Here is a 17,830-nt window from a genome sequence, read left to right on the forward strand (position 1 = left end):
CCCACTCGCCGCACGGAAGGCTCACGGGGCGCTCACCGGTCCGACAGATGTCGCGCCTGGTCAACCCTCCAGCGTGCGCTTCTGCGGGTAGACCGTCTCGCCCCGTTCGAGCATGCCGACGAACTTGGTGATGTTCCGCGCCCGCGTCTCCGGCTTCTTGACGCCGGTGATCCGGAACAGGATCGCGAACCGGTTCTGCGCGGTGAGGATGCCGAACATCGCCGCCGCGCGCGGGCTGGCCGCGAGCGCCTCGGCGAGGTCGGGCGGCACCTCGATGTTCTTGCTGCCCTCGTACGCGACGTCCCAGCGGCCGTCGTCCTTGGCCCGGTCGATCTCTTGCTGGCCGCGGGGCCGCATGCGCCCCTCGGTGATCAGGCGGTCCACGATCCGCACGTTGCGCGCCGACCAGCGGCTGCGCGTGCGGCGCGGGCAGAACCGCTGGAGCGACGTCGAGTCGTCGCGGCTGCGTCCCTGCGCGTCGATCCAGCCGCTGCACAGGGCCTCGTCGAGCGCGGTGTCGTAGTTGAGGCTCGTCGGGGCGTCCTTGCCCTTGCGGGCGAGGATCAGCCAGACGCCGTCGGACGTCTGCTCGTTCTCGTCGAGCCAGGCCCGCCACGCCGCGGCGTCGGCGAACAGGACCTCGGTTCCGGTGTCGGCCATGGACAGGACGCTACGCCGAGCCACTGACACCGCCAGGGGGCCGGGCTCCGACCGGCCGGGCCCAGCGGCTCAGCTCCGCGGGAGGCGGCCGTCCCGGGGCCCGAACACGCGCAGCGCGTCGGCGTCGCTGTTGGCCGAGGTCACGTACGCCCGCGCCCACTCCTCGGCGCCGGGGTAGGCACTCCCGGCGGCGACCGCCGCCACGGCCGCCTCGACGTCGACCGGCGTGTGCCGCAGCTCGACCTGGCCGTCGCGCAGCAGGGCCCACGAGCCGCCCGCGCGGCCGTACGGCATGCCGACGCTGCCCGGGTTGACGCACAGGCGCCGGTCGACGAGCCGCGCGAACGGCATGTGGGTGTGCCCCATGACCACGGTCGTGACGTCGTCGTCGAGGCCGCCGAGCACGTCGGCCCAGCGTTCCAGCGAGGAGTCGACGAGCACCACCTCGTCGTCGTCGCGCGGGGTGCCGTGGCAGAAGACGACGCGCCCGAACCCGCGCACACTGAGCTCCACGGGGTGGGGCAGGGTGTCGAGCAGCGCGACGTCGTCGGGCCGGAGCTGGGCCGCCGCCCAGGGGGCGACCGGGTCCGGGATCTCCGTGGTGCCGCCGCGCGCGAGGGCGACCAGCTCGCGGTCCGCGTTCCCGCGCACCAGCACGGCCCGCTCCCCCAGCGACCGGAGGCGGTCCAGCACCTCGACGGGCTGCGGTCCGGCGGCGTGGTCGCCGGTGACGACCACGAGGTCGGCGCCCGCCACGTCGGGCTCGGCGAGCACTGCGTCAAGGACCGGGAGCACCCCGTGGACGTCCGACAGGACCGCTACGGTCCCCACCTCGCTGCTCATGTGCCGACGATGGCGCGCGCCGCCGGGCGGCGCCACCGCATCTGCCCAGGGCAGAACGGCCGGCCCACCACCGCGCGCCCCTTGAGGAACACTGTCACCCGCGTCCGTGTTGTGATGGACAAACGTGCTGCCGCACGAATCAGACCCAAAGGATGTGTGTCCGATGACGTTCCTCAACTCGCTCTTCGGCCCCGGCTCCGGTTCCAAGACCACCATGGTCGCGCCCGAGGACGCCCTGCCGGGCCGTACCGCTCCGCAGCTGCAGAACCCCCGCCCGCACACGGTGCTCGGATCGTCGATCACCGGACCGTGGGAGCCGGGCACCCGCGTGCTCTACCTGGCGATGGGCTGTTTCTGGGGTGCCGAGGAGATCTACTGGCAGGTCCCGGGCGTCGTGAGCACCGCCGTCGGCTACATGGGCGGCACCACGCCCAACCCGACGTACGAGGAGGTCTGCACCGCGCGGACCGGCCACACCGAGACCGCTCTCGTGGCGTACGACCCCACGAAGGTCAGCGAGGCCGAGCTGCTCAAGATCTTCTGGGAGCGGCACGACCCGACGCAGGGCTTCCGCCAGGGCAACGACGTGGGCACGCAGTACCGCTCGGGCATCTACTGGACGACGCCGGAGCAGGCCGAGGCCGCGCAGGAGACCGCCAAGCGCTACGCCGAAGTGCTGAGCGCCAAGGGGTACGACGCGATCACCACGGAGATCGAGCCCGCTGCCGAGGCCGGCCCGTTCTACTACGCCGAGGACTACCACCAGCAGTACCTGTCGGCCGCGAAGAACCCGAACGGCTACCGCTGCCACGCGACCACGGGCGTCCCCTTCCCGGACGCCGCCTGACCGCTCGCGCACCGCGCCCCGTCGCCCACGGCGGCGGGGCGCTGCCGTACCCGCACCGGGCACTGTCAGTGCCGGCGCGTAGGGTCGGCCGCATGATCCGGATGCCCGCCACCGAGCTCACCGTCCGCGCCGAGGACTGGTACTCCCGCGACCTGTCCGGCGAGGACCACATGGCCACGCTGTTCGCCGACGTGGACATGACGGAGGCCACCGGGACGGGCGCCACGTTCGACTCGTGCGTGTTCCGGGGCGTGCGCTTCAACAGCGCCCACCTGACAGAGCTCGCGTTCACGTCCTGCGTCTTCGACGCGTGCGTCTTCTTCGACACGACGCTGGAACGCTGCAAGCTCGTGGGCTCTCAGTTCAACAACTGCCGGTTCGACCTGCTCAAGGTCGAGGGCGGCAACTGGTCCTTCACCGACCTGCACCGGGCGGAGCTGGCCGGCGCCCGGTTCGACGGCGTCCGCCTGCGCGAGGCCGACCTGTCCGGGATCAAGGCGTCCGGCGCCGTCCTGCTCGGCTGCGACCTGTCCGGGGCGGACCTCGCCGAGGCCGACCTCCGCAACGTCGACCTGCGGGGCAGCGACCTGTCGGCGCTCGACCCGCTCGGCGCGAACCTCACCGGGGCGGTGGTCGGCGAGGCCCAGGCGATCCTGCTCGCCGAGCGGCTCGGCCTGGTGGTCCGGCCCGACTGAGCGCCCCGGCCGGACGTCGTCCCGGCCCCTCGCCCACCCGGTGATATCGGTTCGATCCGCGTCGGCCCGCGCCCTATGCTCGGGTCCGCTCGCACACGCACTGAGCGAACCGCTCTGGGAGGACGAGGATCGATGAAGATCAGCCGCGACCTGACCGAATGGACCGTGACCGCGACGGGTGGCCCCGTCCCGGCGGACCTGGCCGGGGTCCCCGTCCCGGCGACCGTCCCGGGCACGAGCCACACCGCCCTGCTGGAGCAGGGGCTCATCCCTGACCCGTACCTCGGCACCAACGAGACCGCGCTCGCCTGGATGAAGCGCACCTCCTGGCGGTACGCGACCGTGCTGGACGAGCCGCCCGCCGCGGACGACGAGCGCGTCGACCTGCTCTTCGAGGGCATCGACACGGTGGCCGGCGTGGCCGTCGACACCGACGTCGAGCAGGCCGCCGCCGGCGCGGGACGCGTGCACCTCGGCCGGACCGCGAACATGCACCGCTCCTACCGGTACGACGTGCGCGGGCTGGTCGGCACGCCGGCCAACCTGGTGGTCGACCTCGACCCCGCGATCGAGGTGGCCGAGGCCGAGGCCGCCCGGATCGGCACCCGCCCCATGGCGTACGACCAGCCGTTCAACATGGTCCGCAAGATGGCCTGCTCGTTCGGCTGGGACTGGGGCCCGGACCTGCAGACGGCGGGCCTGTGGAAGCCCGTGCGGGTCGAGCGCTGGCGCGTCGCCCGGATCGCGCGCGTCACACCGCTGGCCACCGTGGCCGACGACGGCGGCGGGCTGGTCGACGTGCGCGTCGAGATCGAGACGTCCGGCCTGTCCGAGGCCGGGCCCCTGGTCGTCGACGTGTCCGTCGGCGACCGCGGTGTGACGACGGGCATCCCGGCCGGCTGGGCCGGCGGCGTCCTGGACGTCCAGGTCGAGGCCGGCGACGTCGACCTGTGGTGGCCCGCCGGGTACGGCGAGCAGCCGCTCTACCCGATCGAGGTGGCCGTCTACGAGGGCCACGGCGAGGACCGCTCGAACCCGCTGGACACCTGGTCGAGCCGGGTCGCGTTCCGTACCGTCGAGGTGGACCGGGAGCGCGACGAGCACGGCACGAGCTTCGTGTTCCAGATCAACGGGACGCCGGTCTTCGCGCGCGGGGCCAACTGGATCCCCGACGACCACCTGCTGACGCGCATCACGCGCGAGCGCCTGGAGCGGCGCGTCGACCAGGCACTCGGCGCCAACCTCAACCTGCTGCGGGTGTGGGGCGGCGGCATCTACGAGTCGGACGACTTCTACGACCTCTGCGACGAGAAGGGCGTCATGGTCTGGCAGGACATCCTGCTGGCCTGCGCGGCCTACCCGGAGGAGGAGCCCCACCGGTCCGAGTTCGAGGCCGAGCTGCGGGAGAACGCGTCCCGGCTGGCGCCGCACCCGTCGCTGGTGCTGTGGAACGGCGGCAACGAGAACATCTGGGGCCACGAGGACTGGGGCTGGAAGGAGCCGCTGGGCGACCTGACCTGGGGCGCCGGCTACTACTACGAGCTCTTCCCGAAGGTGCTGGCCGAGGTCGACCCGACCCGCCCGTACTCCGACGGCTCGCCCTACTCCCCCGGCGCCACGCCCGAGCAGGTGCACCCCAACGACCCGGACCACGGGACGCACCACCAGTGGGACGTGTGGAACCGCGTGGACTACACGCACTACCGCGACGACGCGCCGCGGTTCGCCTCGGAGTTCGGCTTCCAGGGGCCGCCCACCTGGGCGACCCTCCAGCGCGCCGTCCTTCCTGACAGCGCTGCCGTGCCCGGTGGCGCGGCCGTGCCCGAGGGCTTCAAGGCGTCCGAGGTCTTCCTGCTGCACCAGAAGGCGATCGACGGCAACGGCAAGCTCGACCGCGGCCTGGCCCCGCACCTGGACGTCCCCGAGGACTTCGTGGACTGGCACTGGGCCACGCAGCTCAACCAGGCGCGCGCGATCCGGTACGCCGTGGAGCACTACCGGTCGTGGTGGCCGCGCACCGCGGGCGCGATCGTGTGGCAGCTCAACGACTGCTGGCCGGTCACGTCCTGGGCAGCCGTCGACGGCGACGGGCGGCGCAAGCCCCTCTGGTACGCGCTGCGGCACGCGTTCGCCGACCGGGTGGTCACGGTGCAGCCGCGCGGCGACGGTCTGGTCGCGGCGCTGGTCAACGACACCGACGAGCCGTGGGCCGGGCAGGTCGACGCGGCCCGGACCACGCTGGGCGGCGAGGTGCTGGCGTCGTCGGGCAGCGAGGTGGTGGTGGCACCGCGCTCGGTGACCCTCGTGCCCCTGGAGGGCGACCTGGCGGCCGTGGCCGACGTCGCGCACGAGGTGCTGGTCGTGCGCCTCGGCGCCGAGCGCGCGGTGCACCGGTGGGCCGAGAGCAAGGACCTGGCCCTCGACCCGGCCCCGCTGGAGACCCTGGTGACCAGCCAGGACGGCGGCTACCGCGTCGAGGTGACGGCGTCGTCGCTGGCGCTCGGCGTGACCCTGCTCGCGGACCGGCTCGACCCCGGTGCCCAGGTGGACGACCAGGTGGTGGACCTCCCGGCGGGAGCCACGGCGGTGTTCCACGTGACGACGGGCCGCGAGCTCGACCCGGCGGCGCTGACCGCGCGGCCGGTGCTGCGCACCGAGAACGACCTCGTCGCGCGCTAGGCGCATCACCCGCAGGAGCGGGGGCGAAACCAGATCTGATGTCGGTGACCGCGCGTACGGTGTGGTCAGGGGGCGAAGGGAAAGCACGATGCACAGGTTCGACGAGGTCTCCAGCTGGTCGGTGCTGCGCCGCGACGGTGTCGCCGTGGTCGTGGCCCACCCCGCGCGCGGGCTGCCGCTGGTGCTCCACTGGGGCCCCGACCTGGGCGACCTCTCGCTCGCCGACCTGGGGTCCCTCGACGCGGCGACCAGCCGGCAGACCGCTCCCGGGACGCTCGACGCCGCGTGGCGGCCCTCCCTGCTGCCGCAGGAGTCGGACGGCTGGGCAGGCCGCCCCGGCCTGCTCGTGGCCGCCGACGGCATCTCGCTCTTCCCCCGCTGGACCGTCACCGACGTGACGCGGGACACCGCCGACCTGCTGGTCACAGCACAGGACCCGGACCTGGGGCTCACGCTGCGGTCCCACGTGGAGATCGGCATGGGCGGGCTGGTCCTGCTGTGGCACGAGCTGACGAACGACGGCGGCGGGCCCGTGGACGTGCACTGGCTGGAGGCGACGCTGCCCGTGCCGCGGTCCGCGGACCACCTGACCCAGTTCACCGGCCGCTGGTCCCGCGAGAAGGCGCCCGTCACCACGCTCCTGCCGGGCGGCAGCACGGCGCGGCAGACCCGCCGGGGCCGGTCGGGGCACGACGCGCCCTGGGTGACGGTGGCGTCGTCGGGCACGCCGCGGAACCGGACGGGCGAGGCGTGGGCCACGCACCTGGGGTGGAGCGCCGACGTGACCCACCGCGTGGACCACCTCACCGAGCACGCCACGCTGCTCGGGGCGGGCGAGCTCGTGCGGCCGGGCGAGGTCCGGCTCGCGCCGGGCGAGGCCTACCGCACGCCGGTCGCGTACTTCTCCTGGTCGCCGCGCGGCCTGGACGGCGTCGCGGACCGTTTCCACACCTGGCTGCGGGCCCGACCGCAGCACGTGACCAGCCCGCGGCCGCTCGTGCTGAACACGTGGGAGGCCGTCTACTTCGACCACTCCCCGAGCAAGCTGGAGCGGCTCGCGCGCCGGGCGGCGAGCGTGGGCGTGGAGCGGTTCGTGCTCGACGACGGCTGGTTCCACTCCCGGCGCGACGACACCACCGGGCTGGGCGACTGGGTGGTCGACACCGACGTGTGGCCCGACGGCCTGGGCCCGCTCGCCGGCCTCGTCCACGAGCTGGGCATGGAGTTCGGGCTGTGGTTCGAGCCCGAGATGGTCAACCTCGACTCCGACCTGGCCCGCGCGCACCCCGAGTGGATCCTGTCGAACACGGCCGCAGTGCCGTCGCCGGACGGGCTGTCGTTCCGCACGCAGTACGTGCTGGACCTCGCCGTCCCCGAGGCGTGGGAGCACGTGCGCGGCCAGATCTCGGCCCTGGTGACGGAGCTGGGCATCGACTTCATCAAGTGGGACCACAACCGCGACCTCGCGGAGCCCGTGCACGTCGGGGCCGACGGCGTCGGGCGGCCGGGCACCCACGTGCAGACCCTCGCCGCGTACGCGCTGATCGCGCGGCTCAAGGCGGACCACCCCGGGCTGGAGATCGAGTCGTGCTCCTCGGGCGGCGCGCGGACCGACCTGGGCATCCTCGAGATCACCGACCGCGTGTGGGCCTCCGACTCGAACGACCCGGTGGAGCGCCAGGACATCCAGCGGTGGACGTCGCTCGTGCTGCCGCCCGAGCTGATCGGGGCGCACGTCGGCCCGTCGCCGGCGCACTCCTCGGGGCGGTCCACCGACCTCTCGTACCGGGTCGCGACGGCGCTGCAGGGGCACGCCGGGTTCGAGTGGGACCTGCTGACCTGCACGGACGACGAGCTGGTCGCGGTCACGGCGTACGCGGCCCTCTACAAGGAGCTGCGGTCGCTCGTGCACACCGGCACGGTGGTGCACGGCGACACCGTGGACCCCGCGCTGCGGGTCACGGGCTTCGTGGCGCCCGACGGGACCGCGGGCGTGTGGACGGTCGCGACCGTCGCCTCGCTCCAGGACGCGCTCACCGAGCGGGTGCGGCTCGACGGCCTCGACCCAGCCCGGCGCTACAGCGTGCGGGTGCGCGACGAGGTCGGGTCCGCGCGCTGGTCGGGCGGGATCACCCCGGGATGGCTGGGCAAGGAGCCGGTGGAGGTGCCCGGCTCGGTGCTGACCGAGGTGGGGCTGCAGCTCCCCACCCTGTGGCCGATGCAGGCGCTGGTCGTCGAGGCCAGGGCGGTCGCGGCGGACTGACCGTCCGGGAGGGCGGGCGCCGCGGGGCGTCAGCCCTCCAGCGCGCCCTGACGCCGCAGGACCATGAGCGTGGTGCCGCCGCCCACGAGGGCCACCGCGATCAGCGTGAAGCCGATGACGCTGCTCGCGCCGGTCGCGGCCAGCTCGTCGGCCTCGTCCTGGCCGGCCGGCAGCACGTCGGACGACGCGCCCGGGAAGGCGAGCTCGACGAGGTCCGCACCGCTCAGGGAGACGGCGTTCGGGGAGGCAGCCAGAGCGGGCGCCGCGAACGCGACGGCCGGGGAGGCTACAAGGCCGGCGACGAGGAGCGCGGAGGCTCCCATGACGGTCATCTTGCGCACTGGGCGCTCCTTACGAAACGGGGGTCAGTCCTCGTGCCCGATGGCGAGCACGACTCCCGGATCGTAGCGACCATGGCGCAGATCGCCAATATCGGTCCATCTCTGGAAAAAGAGTACAGAACTTGACGGTCGCCCTACCGTCCTTTGCCCTTCTTCTTCTTGCTCGACGCCGGACGCGCACCCTTGCCGCGCTGAACACCTCCGCGGCCGCCGCTCTTCGCAGCACTCCGGCCTGCACCCGACCGGCCCTTGGTTCCGGCGGACCCGCCCTTGGCAGAGTTCTTCACCCCGGACCGCGCGGATTTCGCTGTCGGCGCATCGGCGGACGCGCCGTCCTGGGCCTGGCGGGCGGACGGCCCGCCGCGGCCGCGCGAGCTGTTGACCGTGCGCCCGCGGACGATGCCGATGAGCTCCTCGACCAGGTCCGTGGTGCGCTCGATCGGCCACACCAGGCCGACGGGCGCCGTCGGGCCGTCGGAGAGCGGGCGGTAGGTCACGTCCTTGCGCCGGTGCAGCCGCGCGAGCGACATCGGCAGCACGGCGACGCCCACGTTCGCGGCGACGGTCGCGACGACGTCGGCCGTGGCCGGGACCCGGTCCAGCGGGTTCCCGTCCGGGTCGGCCGGGACCAGGCCGGGCACGGTGCGGCCGACGAAGAGGACGTCGTCGCCGGGCACCCAGACCGTCTCCTGCGCGAGGTCCGCGGTGGACACGGCCTCGTCCTCGTCGAGGGCGGCGAGCAGGTGGTCCCGCGAGAAGCAGACCACCGACGCCTCCTCGTAGAGCGGGATCGCGGAGAACACGTCCTTGTCCACGGGGAGCCGGCCGATCGCGGCGTCCACCTCGCCGGCCTCCAGCGCCTCCGGTACGGCGGTCGCCTCGACCTGGACCAGGTCGAGGGGGACGTCGGGCAGCCGCTCCTGCCAGACGCTCGCCCACTTGCCGGGCGTCGCGCCGGGCACGTAGGCGAGGCGGAGGCGCGACGGGGCGGCGGTCTCGGGGGTGTCGGCGGGGTCGACGTCAGGGGCGCTGGGGTCGACGTCGGGCACGGGCTGGCTCACGCCCCCAGGCTACGGGGCCTGGCGGCGTCGGACGCGAGCGGCGAGGATCACGCCCGCCATGGAGAGCGCGAGGGGCGCACGCCGATACCCTGGGAACATGAGTTCCCCCTTCGCCTCGCAGCGGTTCAAGCCGTCCAACGCCGCCAAGCGACTCGGCGTCTACCTGCCTGCCACGCCGCAGGAGTTCCAGGACACCCCGATCTCGCGCGCGGAGCTCGAGGAGCTGGAGACCAACCCGCCCGAGTGGCTCGCGGAGCTGCGCCGCAACGGACCGCACCCGCGGCCGGTCGTGGCGGGGCGCCTCGGCATCTCGATCGCCGGTCTGGCCCGCGGCGGCATCACCGACCCGCTGACCACCGAGCAGATCAACGAGCTGCGCGAGAACCCGCCGGAGTGGCTGGCGCAGGAGCGGCAGACCGCCGCGCAGGTGCGGGCCGAGGACGAGCGGGTCGAGGAGGCCCGCAAGGCCGCCGAGAAGAAGGCCCGCTCCGCCCGGTGAGCCCCGAGGTGGACGCCGTCCTCGCGCGGCTCCTGCCCTACCCCGAGGACGGGTCGCGGGCCGACGGCCCCGTCGCCGTCGACGCGACCGACCGGCTGCTGCTCGACGAGGCGGCGGCGCTGATCCGGGAGCGCCCCGACGACGTCGTGGTGGTCGGCGACCGGTTCGGCGCGCTCACCCTGGGCGCCATCGCGAGCGGTGCCCGCCACGTCCGCACGCAGACGGACGCCGTGACGGCCGAGGCAGCGCTGACCGCCAACTCCCGCCGCGCGAGCAGGCTCCTGCGGGACGCGCACGTCGCCGCGAGCGCTCCCGGGTCGCCCGACGCCGCCGGGCCGGGGTACACCCAGCACGACCGGCTCGAGCCCCGGCTGTTCGAGGGCGCCCGCGTCGTGCTGCTCCAGCTCCCGACGTCGCTCGCGGAGCTGACCGAGATCGCCGAGCACGTGGCCCGGTACGCCGACCCCGCCGTCACCCTGTTCGCCGGCGGGCGGGTCAAGCACATGACGCACGCGATGAACGACGTGCTCGCGGCGTCGTTCGCGCAGGTCGGGGCGTCGCTCGCCCGGCAGAAGTCGCGGCTGCTGATCGCCCGGGAGCCGCGGTCCGACGTCGGGCCGCTGACCTATCCCGTCACGGCGCGGCTCACCGACCGGGAGATCCTGGACGCGATCGCGCCGCGGGGTGCGCGCGCCGTCGCCCCGGGCGCTCCCACGGCGGACGCCCCGGCCGGCACCGCCCCCGACGGCCTCACCGTCGTCGCGCACGGCGCCGCGTTCGCGGGCGCCACCCTGGACCAGGGCACGCGCTTCCTCCTAGCCCAGGCCCCCCGCTGGCCCGACCTGTCAGACGTACAGGTCCCCCCGGTGACCTGTACGTCTGACACGTCGGAGGCACCCGCCACGCCCGACCGCCCCGTGCCCGGCATGGACGCCCACCCGGTCGTCGTCGACCTGGGGTGCGGCACCGGCATCCTCGCCGCCGTCCTCGGCCTCAGGTACCCCCACGCCCACGTGCTCGCCTCGGACCGGAGCCGGGCCGCCTGCGACTCGGCCGCGGCCACGCTCGCGGCGAACGGCGTCCGCCCGGCCGGGGTCGTGCGGGACGACGCCGGGGCCCTGCTCCCGATCCCCGACGGCTCGGCCGACCTCGTGCTGCTCAACCCGCCCTTCCACGACCGGGCCGCGCTGAGCACCGACGCGGCCCACCGGATGTTCGCCACGGCGGGCCGCGTCCTGCGCGACGGTGGCGAGCTGTGGACCGTCTTCAACACGGCCCTGCACTACCGGCGCGCGCTGGAGCGCGCCGTCGGGCCGACGGAGCACGTGGCCCAGAACCCGCGGTTCACCGTGACCCGGAGCGTGCGGAAACTACTTACCGACATGTCAGTGACCGGCGGTTAGCCTGGCTGGGCGCTCGACCGGGCGCACCCGCACGGCAGCACGCCCGGCCCCGGCCGGCCTGCCCCGAGCACGTAAGGAACTGTCGATGAGGACACTTCGCACCACCCTGCGCGGCGCCGCCGTCGCGGCGGTCGCGGCATCGCTGGCCGCGGGCGCCGCGGTCACCGCGCTGCCCGCCACCGCGGCCCCGGCCGCCGCCGACGAGGGCAGGACCATGGCAAAGGCGTCCGCGACGAAGCCGGAGAAGCCCGGCAAGCACAAGCCGACCAAGCCCAAGACCCCCAAGCCGAAGAAGGCGGCGGCCGACCCGGACTTCGGCTCCAACGTCACGTTCATCGACGAGACCTGGACCGCCGACCAGATCAACGCGTTCCTCGACACGGTGAACGACGAGGCGGAGTTCAGCCTCGACCGGCACCAGGTCTTCTTCGAGCCCGGCACCTACGGGAGCGCCGCGGGCCAGGACAACCCGGCCACCGCCACCGGCATCGTGAACGCCCACGTGGGCTACTACGAGTCGATCGCCGGCCTCGGCGCGCAGCCCGACGACGTCCACATCAACGGCGCCCTGCACGTGGAGCCCGTGGTGGGCTGCCCGAACGAGCCCTGGGCGTGCGCCGACCCCGGCTCGCTGACCCGCTTCTGGCGGTCGATCTCGAACATGGGCATCAACCCGATCCAGCGCCCGGTCGGCGAGGACGCGGCCCTGCCGTTCCCCGCGGGCGTGACCGAGCCGCACCAGATGCGGTTCGCCGTCTCGCAGGCGGCGCCCATGCGCCGCATGGACATCCAGGGCGACCTGACGATCTTCGGCCGGTACGGCGAGTTCGCCTCGGGCGGCTACCTCGCCAACTCGCGCGTCTCCGGCACCATCGTGTCCGGCTCCCAGCAGCAGTGGTTCACCCGGAACTCCGAGGTGGGCGCCTGGGACGGCGGCGTCTGGAACATGGTCTTCGCCGGGGTGCAGGGCGCGCCGGCCACCAACTTCGGCCAGACGGTGGGCGAGAACGTCGGCGTGACGACGACCGTCAGCTCGACGCCGGTCAGCCGCGAGGCCCCGTTCCTGTACCGGGGCGACGACGGCGAGCTGTCCGTGTTCGTGCCGAACGCGAAGACCGACAGCAGCGGGACCGACTGGTCCACCGGGCCGGACGCCGGGCAGTCGATCGGGATCTCCGACTTCTACGTCGCCAAGGAGGGCACGGACGACGCCGCGTCGATCAACGCCGCGCTCGCCGGTGGCAAGAACCTCATCCTGACGCCGGGCGTGTACGAGCTCGACGCGCCCCTGACCATCGACCGCGCCGACACCGTCGTGCTCGGCCTGGGCTACGCCTCCCTGACCCCGACCGCCGGCAACGCCGTGGTCGAGGTCGGCGACGTGGCGGGCGTCAAGATCGCCGGCATCACCGCCGACGCCAACGTCCCCGAGTCGGAGACGCTCATCCAGGTCGGCCCGCAGGGGGCCACGGTCTCCGACGCCGCCGACCCGACCACGCTGACCGACGTCTTCGTCCGCGTGGGCGGCCCCTGGGCGGGCAAGGCCGTCACCTCCATCGAGGTGAACAGCCCCGACACGCTCCTGGACCACATCTGGGCCTGGCGCGGTGACCACGGCAACGGCATCGGCTGGGACGTCAACACCGGTGCCCACGGCGTCATCGTCAACGGTGACCGCGTCACCGCGACGGGGCTCTTCGTGGAGCACTACCAGGAGGAGCAGACCATCTGGAACGGCGAGGACGGCCAGACGCTCTTCTACCAGAACGAGATCCCGTACGACGTGCCGAACCAGGCCGCGTGGATGGACGGCGACCGCCTCGGCTACGCCGCCTACCGCGTCGCCGACGACGTGCAGAACCACTCCGCGATCGGCACCGGCACGTACTCGTTCTTCAACCAGGGCCAGGACATCCGCCTGGAGTCCGGCATCCAGGCGCCGGACACCCCGGGCGTGACGTTCCGGTCGATGACCGCCATCTTCCTCAACGGCTCGGGCGGCATCAACCACGTCATCAACGGCACCGGCGGCTCGGTCCAGCAGGGCACGCAGCGGTCCCAGGTGGTCAGCTACCCGTAACCCCGCTCAAACCGAAACCGCTGAGTGCGGGGTATTTGTTGGACCAACCCTGTTGGTCCAACTACCCCGCACTCAGCGGTTTCAGCTCAGTTCAAGCAGGCGTCGTCACTTGACGTCGACGACGTCCACCACGAAGACGAGGGTGTCGCCGCCGCCGATGCCGGCCTGCGGCACGCCGCGCGCACCGTAGCCGTGCTCCGGCGGGATCGAGAGCAGCAGGCGCGAGCCGACGTTCTGGCCCACCATGCCCTTGTCCCAGCCACCGATGACGGCGCCGACACCGATCGGGAAGTCGATCGTGGTGCCGCGGTCGTACGAGTTGTCGAAGACGTGGCCGCCCCAGGTCTGGCCCAGGTAGTTCACCACGATGGTGCGCCCGGACTCGACGACCGGACCGTTGCCCTCGGCGAGCACCTGCACCTGCAGGCCGGCGGGTGCGCCACCCTCGGGGAAGGTCAGCTCCGGCTTGTCACCGAAGGACCCGGAGGCGGTAGGAAGCGTGGTCACGAGGATTGCCTCTCGCTCGGGATGACGCCGATTGCCCGGCGTCGGGTACCTGCCCACCCTATGCGGCCACCACCGCTGCCCGCGAAGCGACGGCGGCCCGGCGCAGCGCCTCCAGCGCGGCGATGGCGGGCGGGGTGTGCGCGACGGCGTCCTGCACCACCGCGTAGATCGAGCGGACCGGGGCGGGCCGCACCACGGGCACCGCGATCGTGCCGGCCGGGAGCTGGACGGCGCCGAGCTCGGGCAGCACGGTCATGCCGATCCCGGCCTCGACGAACGCGACCGCCGTCGGGTAGTCGTGCGCCTCGACGTGGAAAGTGGGGCTGAACCCCGCGGCCGTGCACGCCTCCAGGAGGTTGCGGCGGCACCAGCCGCGCGCGAAGTCGTTGTCGACCCAGGACTCCTCGGCCAGCTCGGCGAGCTCGATCTCGTCGCGGCCCGCGAACCGGTGGCTGCGCGGCAGCACGGCGACGTACGGGTCGTCGAGCAGGTGGTGCGCGGTGAAGCCGCTGCCGGCGTCGAAGTCCGTCTGGGCGACGGCGACCTGCAGGTCGGCCCGCTCCTCGGTCTTGTCCGGGATGTGCTCGGCGAGCTCCAGGTCGAGGCGCACGCCGGGAAAGTCCGTGGTGATCACCCGGACGACGTCGGGCAGCCAGGCCGAGCCCACCGAGGCGAAGTAGGCGATCGAGAGCGAGCCGGTGCGGCCGGCCCGCAGGTCGGCGACCATCGACTCGGCCTCGCCGAGCCGTTCCAGGACGCCGTCGGCCTGCGCGGCGAGCGCACGCCCGGCCGCCGTCGGGCGGATGCCGCGACCGTGCCGGGCCAGGAGCTTGAGCCCGGTCTCGCGCTGGAGCGCGGAGACGTGCTGGCTGACGGCGGAGGGCGTGTAGCCGAGGTTCGCCGCCGCGGCACCGATCGATCCGGAGGCGACGACGGAGCGGAAGACGCGGAGGCGGTGGACGTCGAGCATGCGCACCACAGTACAGCCAGACTGAATCCAGATGTAGGAATCGTCGCTGGTGCTTCACGATGGTGTCGGGCGAGGATCGCACCATGAGCAACGCCACGGCCGATAGCCGCCAGACCTCGCCGCTCGCGCCCGGCAGGGTTGCGGACATGAGCACCACCACCGGGCCGGAGGCCCCGGCAGCGCCGGCCGCGCCGACGTCCCCCGCCGCGCCGCCCGCCGCCCCGCACCGTCTGCTGGTCCCGGCCGCCGCCGCGGTGACCGTCGTGCTGTGGGGCTCGGCGTTCATCGGCATCCGGTCCGCCGGCTTCGACTACTCGCCGGGCGCCCTCGCCCTGGGCCGCATCTTCGTGGGCACCCTGGCGCTGACCGTGATCGCGGGCCTGGCCGGCAAGCTCCGGCTGCCGCGCGGCCGCACGCTGGTGGGCGTCGTCGTCTGGGGCGTGCTCTGGTTCGGGCTCTACAACCTCGCCCTCAACGCGGCGGAGCGCACGCTCGACGCCGGCACCGCGTCCCTGCTGGTGGGCCTCGCACCGATCCTCATCGCGGTGTTCGCCGGGATCTCCCTGGGGGAGGGCTTCCCCGCCCGGCTGCTGGCGGGCATCGGCATCGCGTTCGCGGGGGTCGCCGGCATCGCGCTGGCCACCTCCAGCGGGGCCTCCGACGTCGTCAGCGTGCTACTCGGGCTGGCGGCAGCGGTCATCTACGCCGGGAGCACCATCCTGCAGAAGCGGCTGCTGCCCCAGGTCGACTCGCTGACGATGACCTGGCTGGGCTGCCTGGCCGGGACGGTCGTGTGCCTGCCGTTCCTGCCCGTGCTGGTGACCGAGCTCGCGGCGGCCCCGACGTCGGCGACCCTGAGCGTCGTCTACCTGGGCGTGTTCCCCACGGCGATCGCGTTCGTCACCTGGGGCTACGCGCTCACCCGGACGACGGCGGGCCGCCTCGGCGCCGCGACCTACGCCGCCGCGCCCTTGGCCGTCCTGATGTCGTGGGCCCTGCTCGGCGAGGTCCCCACCCCGGTCGCCCTGGCCGGCGGCGCCCTGTGCCTGGCGGGCGTCCTGGTAGCCACCCTCCGCCTCCGTTGAGTGCTGGGTATTTGCCCTTTCGAAACGTTCCGAGAGGGCAAATACCCAGCACTCAACGAGCGGGCGGGCGGGTTACGGGAGGGCGGCCGCCTTGGCTTCCAGGACGCCGCGTTCTGCGGCGTTGCCGCAGAGCTCCGCCGCGCGGAGGTACTCGCCGCGGGCCTCGGCGGTGCGGCCGAGCCGGGACAGCAGCTCGCCGCGCACGCCGGGCAGCAGGTGCGACCCGGCGAGCACGCCCTGGTCGGCCAGGCCGTCGACGGCGCGCAGCCCGAGGTCGGGCCCGTGCGCCATCGCCACGGCCACGGCCCGGTTCAGGTCCACGACGGGCGACGGCGCGATGCGGCCCAGCGCCTCGTAGAGCACCACGATCCGCTCCCAGTCGGTCTCCGGCACGGAAGGGGCCACCGCGTGGCACTCCGCGATGGCGGCCTGGAGCGCGTAGGAGGCCATGCCCTCCGGGCCGACGGCGCGCTGTATCGCCGCCCGGCCCCGCCGGATCGCCGCGCGGTCCCACCGGCGCCGGTCCTGGTCCTCCAGGAGGACGGGCTCCCCCGACGGCCCGGTCCGGGCGGGGAACCGGGCTGCCGTCAGCTCCATCAGGGCGAGCAGGCCGAAGGTCTCGGGCTCCGGGGCGAGCCGGGCCAGCACTCGGGTCAGGCGCACGGCCTCGCGCGCCAGGTCGTGCCGGATCCAGTCGTCGCCCGACGTCGCCGACGAGCCCTCGGTGAAGATCACGTACAGCACGCCCCGCACCGACGAGAGCCGGGTGGCGCGGTCCGCGCCGTCGGGCACCTCGAACGGGACCTGCGCCGCCGCGATGGTCTTCTTGGCGCGCGTGATGCGCGCCTGGACCGTCGCGACCGGCACGAGGAACGCGCGGGCGATCTCGTCGCTGGTCAGACCGCCCACGACCCGCAGGGTCAAGGCGATCCGCGCCTCCCGGGAGAGCACCGGGTGGCAGGACACGAACATGAGGGCGAGCACGTCGTCGTCGATACGCTCGGGGTCGAGCAGCCCGGGCTCCGCGCCCGGGTCGCCCGCGAGCGCCCCCGGGGCGGACGACGTCGGCGCGCCCAGGCCCACGGCGACCTCGCCCTCGGCGAGCCCGTGGGCCAGCGCGGCGTACCGCTCGGCCCGCCCGGCCCGACGGCGGTAGGCGTCGATCGCCCGGCGCCGGGCCGTCGCGATGAGCCACGCCGCGGGGTCGCGCGGCGTGCCGTCCCGCGGCCAGGAGACGAGCGCCGCGGCGAGCGCCTCCTGGGCCACGTCCTCGGCGAGCTCGAAGTCGCGCGTGTAGCGGGTGAGTGCGCCGACGATGTGGGCGGACTCGATCCGCCAGACCGCCTCGACGGCCCGCCGCGCGGCGTCGTCGTCGCTCATCCCTCTCCCTTCCCTGCCGTGTCCTGCCCTGCCCTGCCCCTGAAGACTCCCGGCGGACCCGGCCTCAGTGCTGGCCGGTGGACTCGCGCCAGGCCTTCTCCTTCTGGATGTACTCGTTGTCCTGCGGGAACTGGTCGATCTCGGTGACCTTGCGGATCTCGGCCTTGCTGCCCGGACCGGTCAGCGGCGCGCGCTTGGCCCACTCGACGGCTTCCTCCTTCGAGGCGACGTCGAGGATCCAGAAGCCGTTGAACAGCTCCTTGGTCTCGCCGTAGGGACCGTCGGTCACGACGGGCGTCTCGGTGGAGTAGTCCACGACGACGGAATCGGCGGCATCCTCGAGGCCTTCGCCGGCCACCAGCACGCCGGCCTTGATCATCTCCTCGTTGAACACGCCCATGGCGTTGATGATCTCCTCGAAGTCCATGTTCTCGTAGGCGGTCACGGTCTCGTCGGTCGCCCGCATGATGAGCATGTACTTGGCCATGGTCTCTTCTCCTGTGTGGTTTCCGGTCCC

The 17,830-nt window shown here is 73.5% G+C and carries 16 protein-coding genes; 8 read left to right on the plus strand and 8 right to left on the minus strand.

Annotated elements, in window-relative coordinates:
- Positions 1-60: 60 nt before the first annotated feature.
- Positions 61-660, minus strand: coding sequence for a YdeI/OmpD-associated family protein (locus FHX71_RS20170; protein WP_182619237.1), 600 nt, complete (start codon positions 658-660; stop codon positions 61-63).
- 69 nt (positions 661-729) lie between these two features.
- Positions 730-1,503, minus strand: a complete 774-nt coding sequence (locus FHX71_RS20175; RefSeq protein WP_182619238.1) for a metallophosphoesterase family protein — start codon at positions 1,501-1,503, stop codon at positions 730-732.
- Positions 1,504-1,666: 163 nt separating this feature from the next.
- Between FHX71_RS20175 and msrA the strand changes: the two genes are divergently transcribed.
- The 4 genes from msrA to FHX71_RS20195 all read left to right on the plus strand — a co-directional run bounded on the left by msrA (position 1,667) and on the right by FHX71_RS20195 (position 7,987).
- Positions 1,667-2,350, plus strand: a complete 684-nt coding sequence (gene msrA, locus FHX71_RS20180; RefSeq protein WP_182619239.1) for a peptide-methionine (S)-S-oxide reductase MsrA — start codon at positions 1,667-1,669, stop codon at positions 2,348-2,350.
- Between the two features lie 92 nt (positions 2,351-2,442).
- Positions 2,443-3,045, plus strand: coding sequence for a pentapeptide repeat-containing protein (locus FHX71_RS20185; RefSeq protein ID WP_182619240.1), 603 nt, complete (start codon positions 2,443-2,445; stop codon positions 3,043-3,045).
- A 132-nt stretch (positions 3,046-3,177) separates the two neighbouring features.
- Positions 3,178-5,724 (plus strand): glycoside hydrolase family 2 protein, encoded by a 2,547-nt coding sequence (locus FHX71_RS20190; protein WP_182619241.1) that lies wholly within the window; start codon positions 3,178-3,180, stop codon positions 5,722-5,724.
- An 88-nt stretch (positions 5,725-5,812) separates the two neighbouring features.
- Positions 5,813-7,987, plus strand: a complete 2,175-nt coding sequence (locus FHX71_RS20195) for an alpha-galactosidase (protein ID WP_182619242.1) — start codon at positions 5,813-5,815, stop codon at positions 7,985-7,987.
- A gap of 29 nt (positions 7,988-8,016) precedes the next feature.
- Here the strand turns inward: FHX71_RS20195 and FHX71_RS20200 are convergent, their stop codons facing one another.
- Together FHX71_RS20200 and FHX71_RS20205 are read right to left on the minus strand one after the other, a co-directional pair.
- Positions 8,017-8,319 carry an LPXTG cell wall anchor domain-containing protein gene (locus FHX71_RS20200; protein ID WP_246403463.1) on the minus strand — a complete coding sequence of 101 codons (303 nt, stop codon included), beginning with the start codon at positions 8,317-8,319 and terminating at the stop codon, positions 8,017-8,019.
- A gap of 143 nt (positions 8,320-8,462) precedes the next feature.
- Positions 8,463-9,389 (minus strand): LysR family substrate-binding domain-containing protein, encoded by a 927-nt coding sequence (locus FHX71_RS20205; RefSeq protein WP_182619244.1) that lies wholly within the window; start codon positions 9,387-9,389, stop codon positions 8,463-8,465.
- Positions 9,390-9,486: 97 nt separating this feature from the next.
- Here FHX71_RS20205 and FHX71_RS20210 point away from each other — a divergent pair, with 97 nt between their 5' ends.
- From FHX71_RS20210 to FHX71_RS20220, 3 genes are all read left to right on the plus strand, one after another.
- The gene (locus FHX71_RS20210; RefSeq protein WP_182619245.1) at positions 9,487-9,888 is read left to right on the plus strand and encodes a DUF5997 family protein; all 402 of its coding nucleotides are present in this window, start codon (positions 9,487-9,489) and stop codon (positions 9,886-9,888) included.
- Positions 9,885-11,291, plus strand: a complete 1,407-nt coding sequence (locus FHX71_RS20215; protein ID WP_312877151.1) for a class I SAM-dependent methyltransferase — start codon at positions 9,885-9,887, stop codon at positions 11,289-11,291. Before FHX71_RS20210 ends, FHX71_RS20215 begins: the two co-directional genes overlap by 4 nt.
- Before the next feature lie 85 nt (positions 11,292-11,376).
- On the plus strand, positions 11,377-13,371 hold the full coding sequence (locus FHX71_RS20220) for a pectate lyase-like domain-containing protein (protein WP_182619246.1): 1,995 nt from the start codon (positions 11,377-11,379) through the stop codon (positions 13,369-13,371).
- 105 nt (positions 13,372-13,476) lie between these two features.
- Here FHX71_RS20220 and FHX71_RS20225 read toward each other — a convergent pair whose 3' ends face one another.
- Both FHX71_RS20225 and FHX71_RS20230 read right to left on the minus strand, forming a co-directional pair.
- Positions 13,477-13,878 carry an FKBP-type peptidyl-prolyl cis-trans isomerase gene (locus FHX71_RS20225; RefSeq protein ID WP_182619247.1) on the minus strand — a complete coding sequence of 134 codons (402 nt, stop codon included), beginning with the start codon at positions 13,876-13,878 and terminating at the stop codon, positions 13,477-13,479.
- Between the two features lie 58 nt (positions 13,879-13,936).
- A complete protein-coding gene (locus FHX71_RS20230; protein ID WP_182619248.1) occupies positions 13,937-14,848 on the minus strand; it encodes a LysR family transcriptional regulator in 912 nt (303 codons plus the stop codon).
- 83 nt (positions 14,849-14,931) lie between these two features.
- Here FHX71_RS20230 and FHX71_RS20235 point away from each other — a divergent pair, with 83 nt between their 5' ends.
- Positions 14,932-15,933, plus strand: a complete 1,002-nt coding sequence (locus FHX71_RS20235; RefSeq protein ID WP_246403350.1) for a DMT family transporter — start codon at positions 14,932-14,934, stop codon at positions 15,931-15,933.
- A 72-nt stretch (positions 15,934-16,005) separates the two neighbouring features.
- Here the strand turns inward: FHX71_RS20235 and FHX71_RS20240 are convergent, their stop codons facing one another.
- Positions 16,006-17,313, minus strand: a complete 1,308-nt coding sequence (locus FHX71_RS20240; protein ID WP_182619249.1) for an RNA polymerase sigma factor — start codon at positions 17,311-17,313, stop codon at positions 16,006-16,008.
- Between the two features lie 64 nt (positions 17,314-17,377).
- Positions 17,378-17,800, minus strand: a complete 423-nt coding sequence (locus FHX71_RS20245) for a YciI family protein (RefSeq protein WP_182619250.1) — start codon at positions 17,798-17,800, stop codon at positions 17,378-17,380.
- Between the last annotated feature and the right edge of the window lie 30 nt (positions 17,801-17,830).

This window comes from Promicromonospora sukumoe (assembly GCF_014137995.1).
Taxonomy (GTDB): Bacteria; Actinomycetota; Actinomycetes; order Actinomycetales; family Cellulomonadaceae; genus Promicromonospora; species Promicromonospora sukumoe.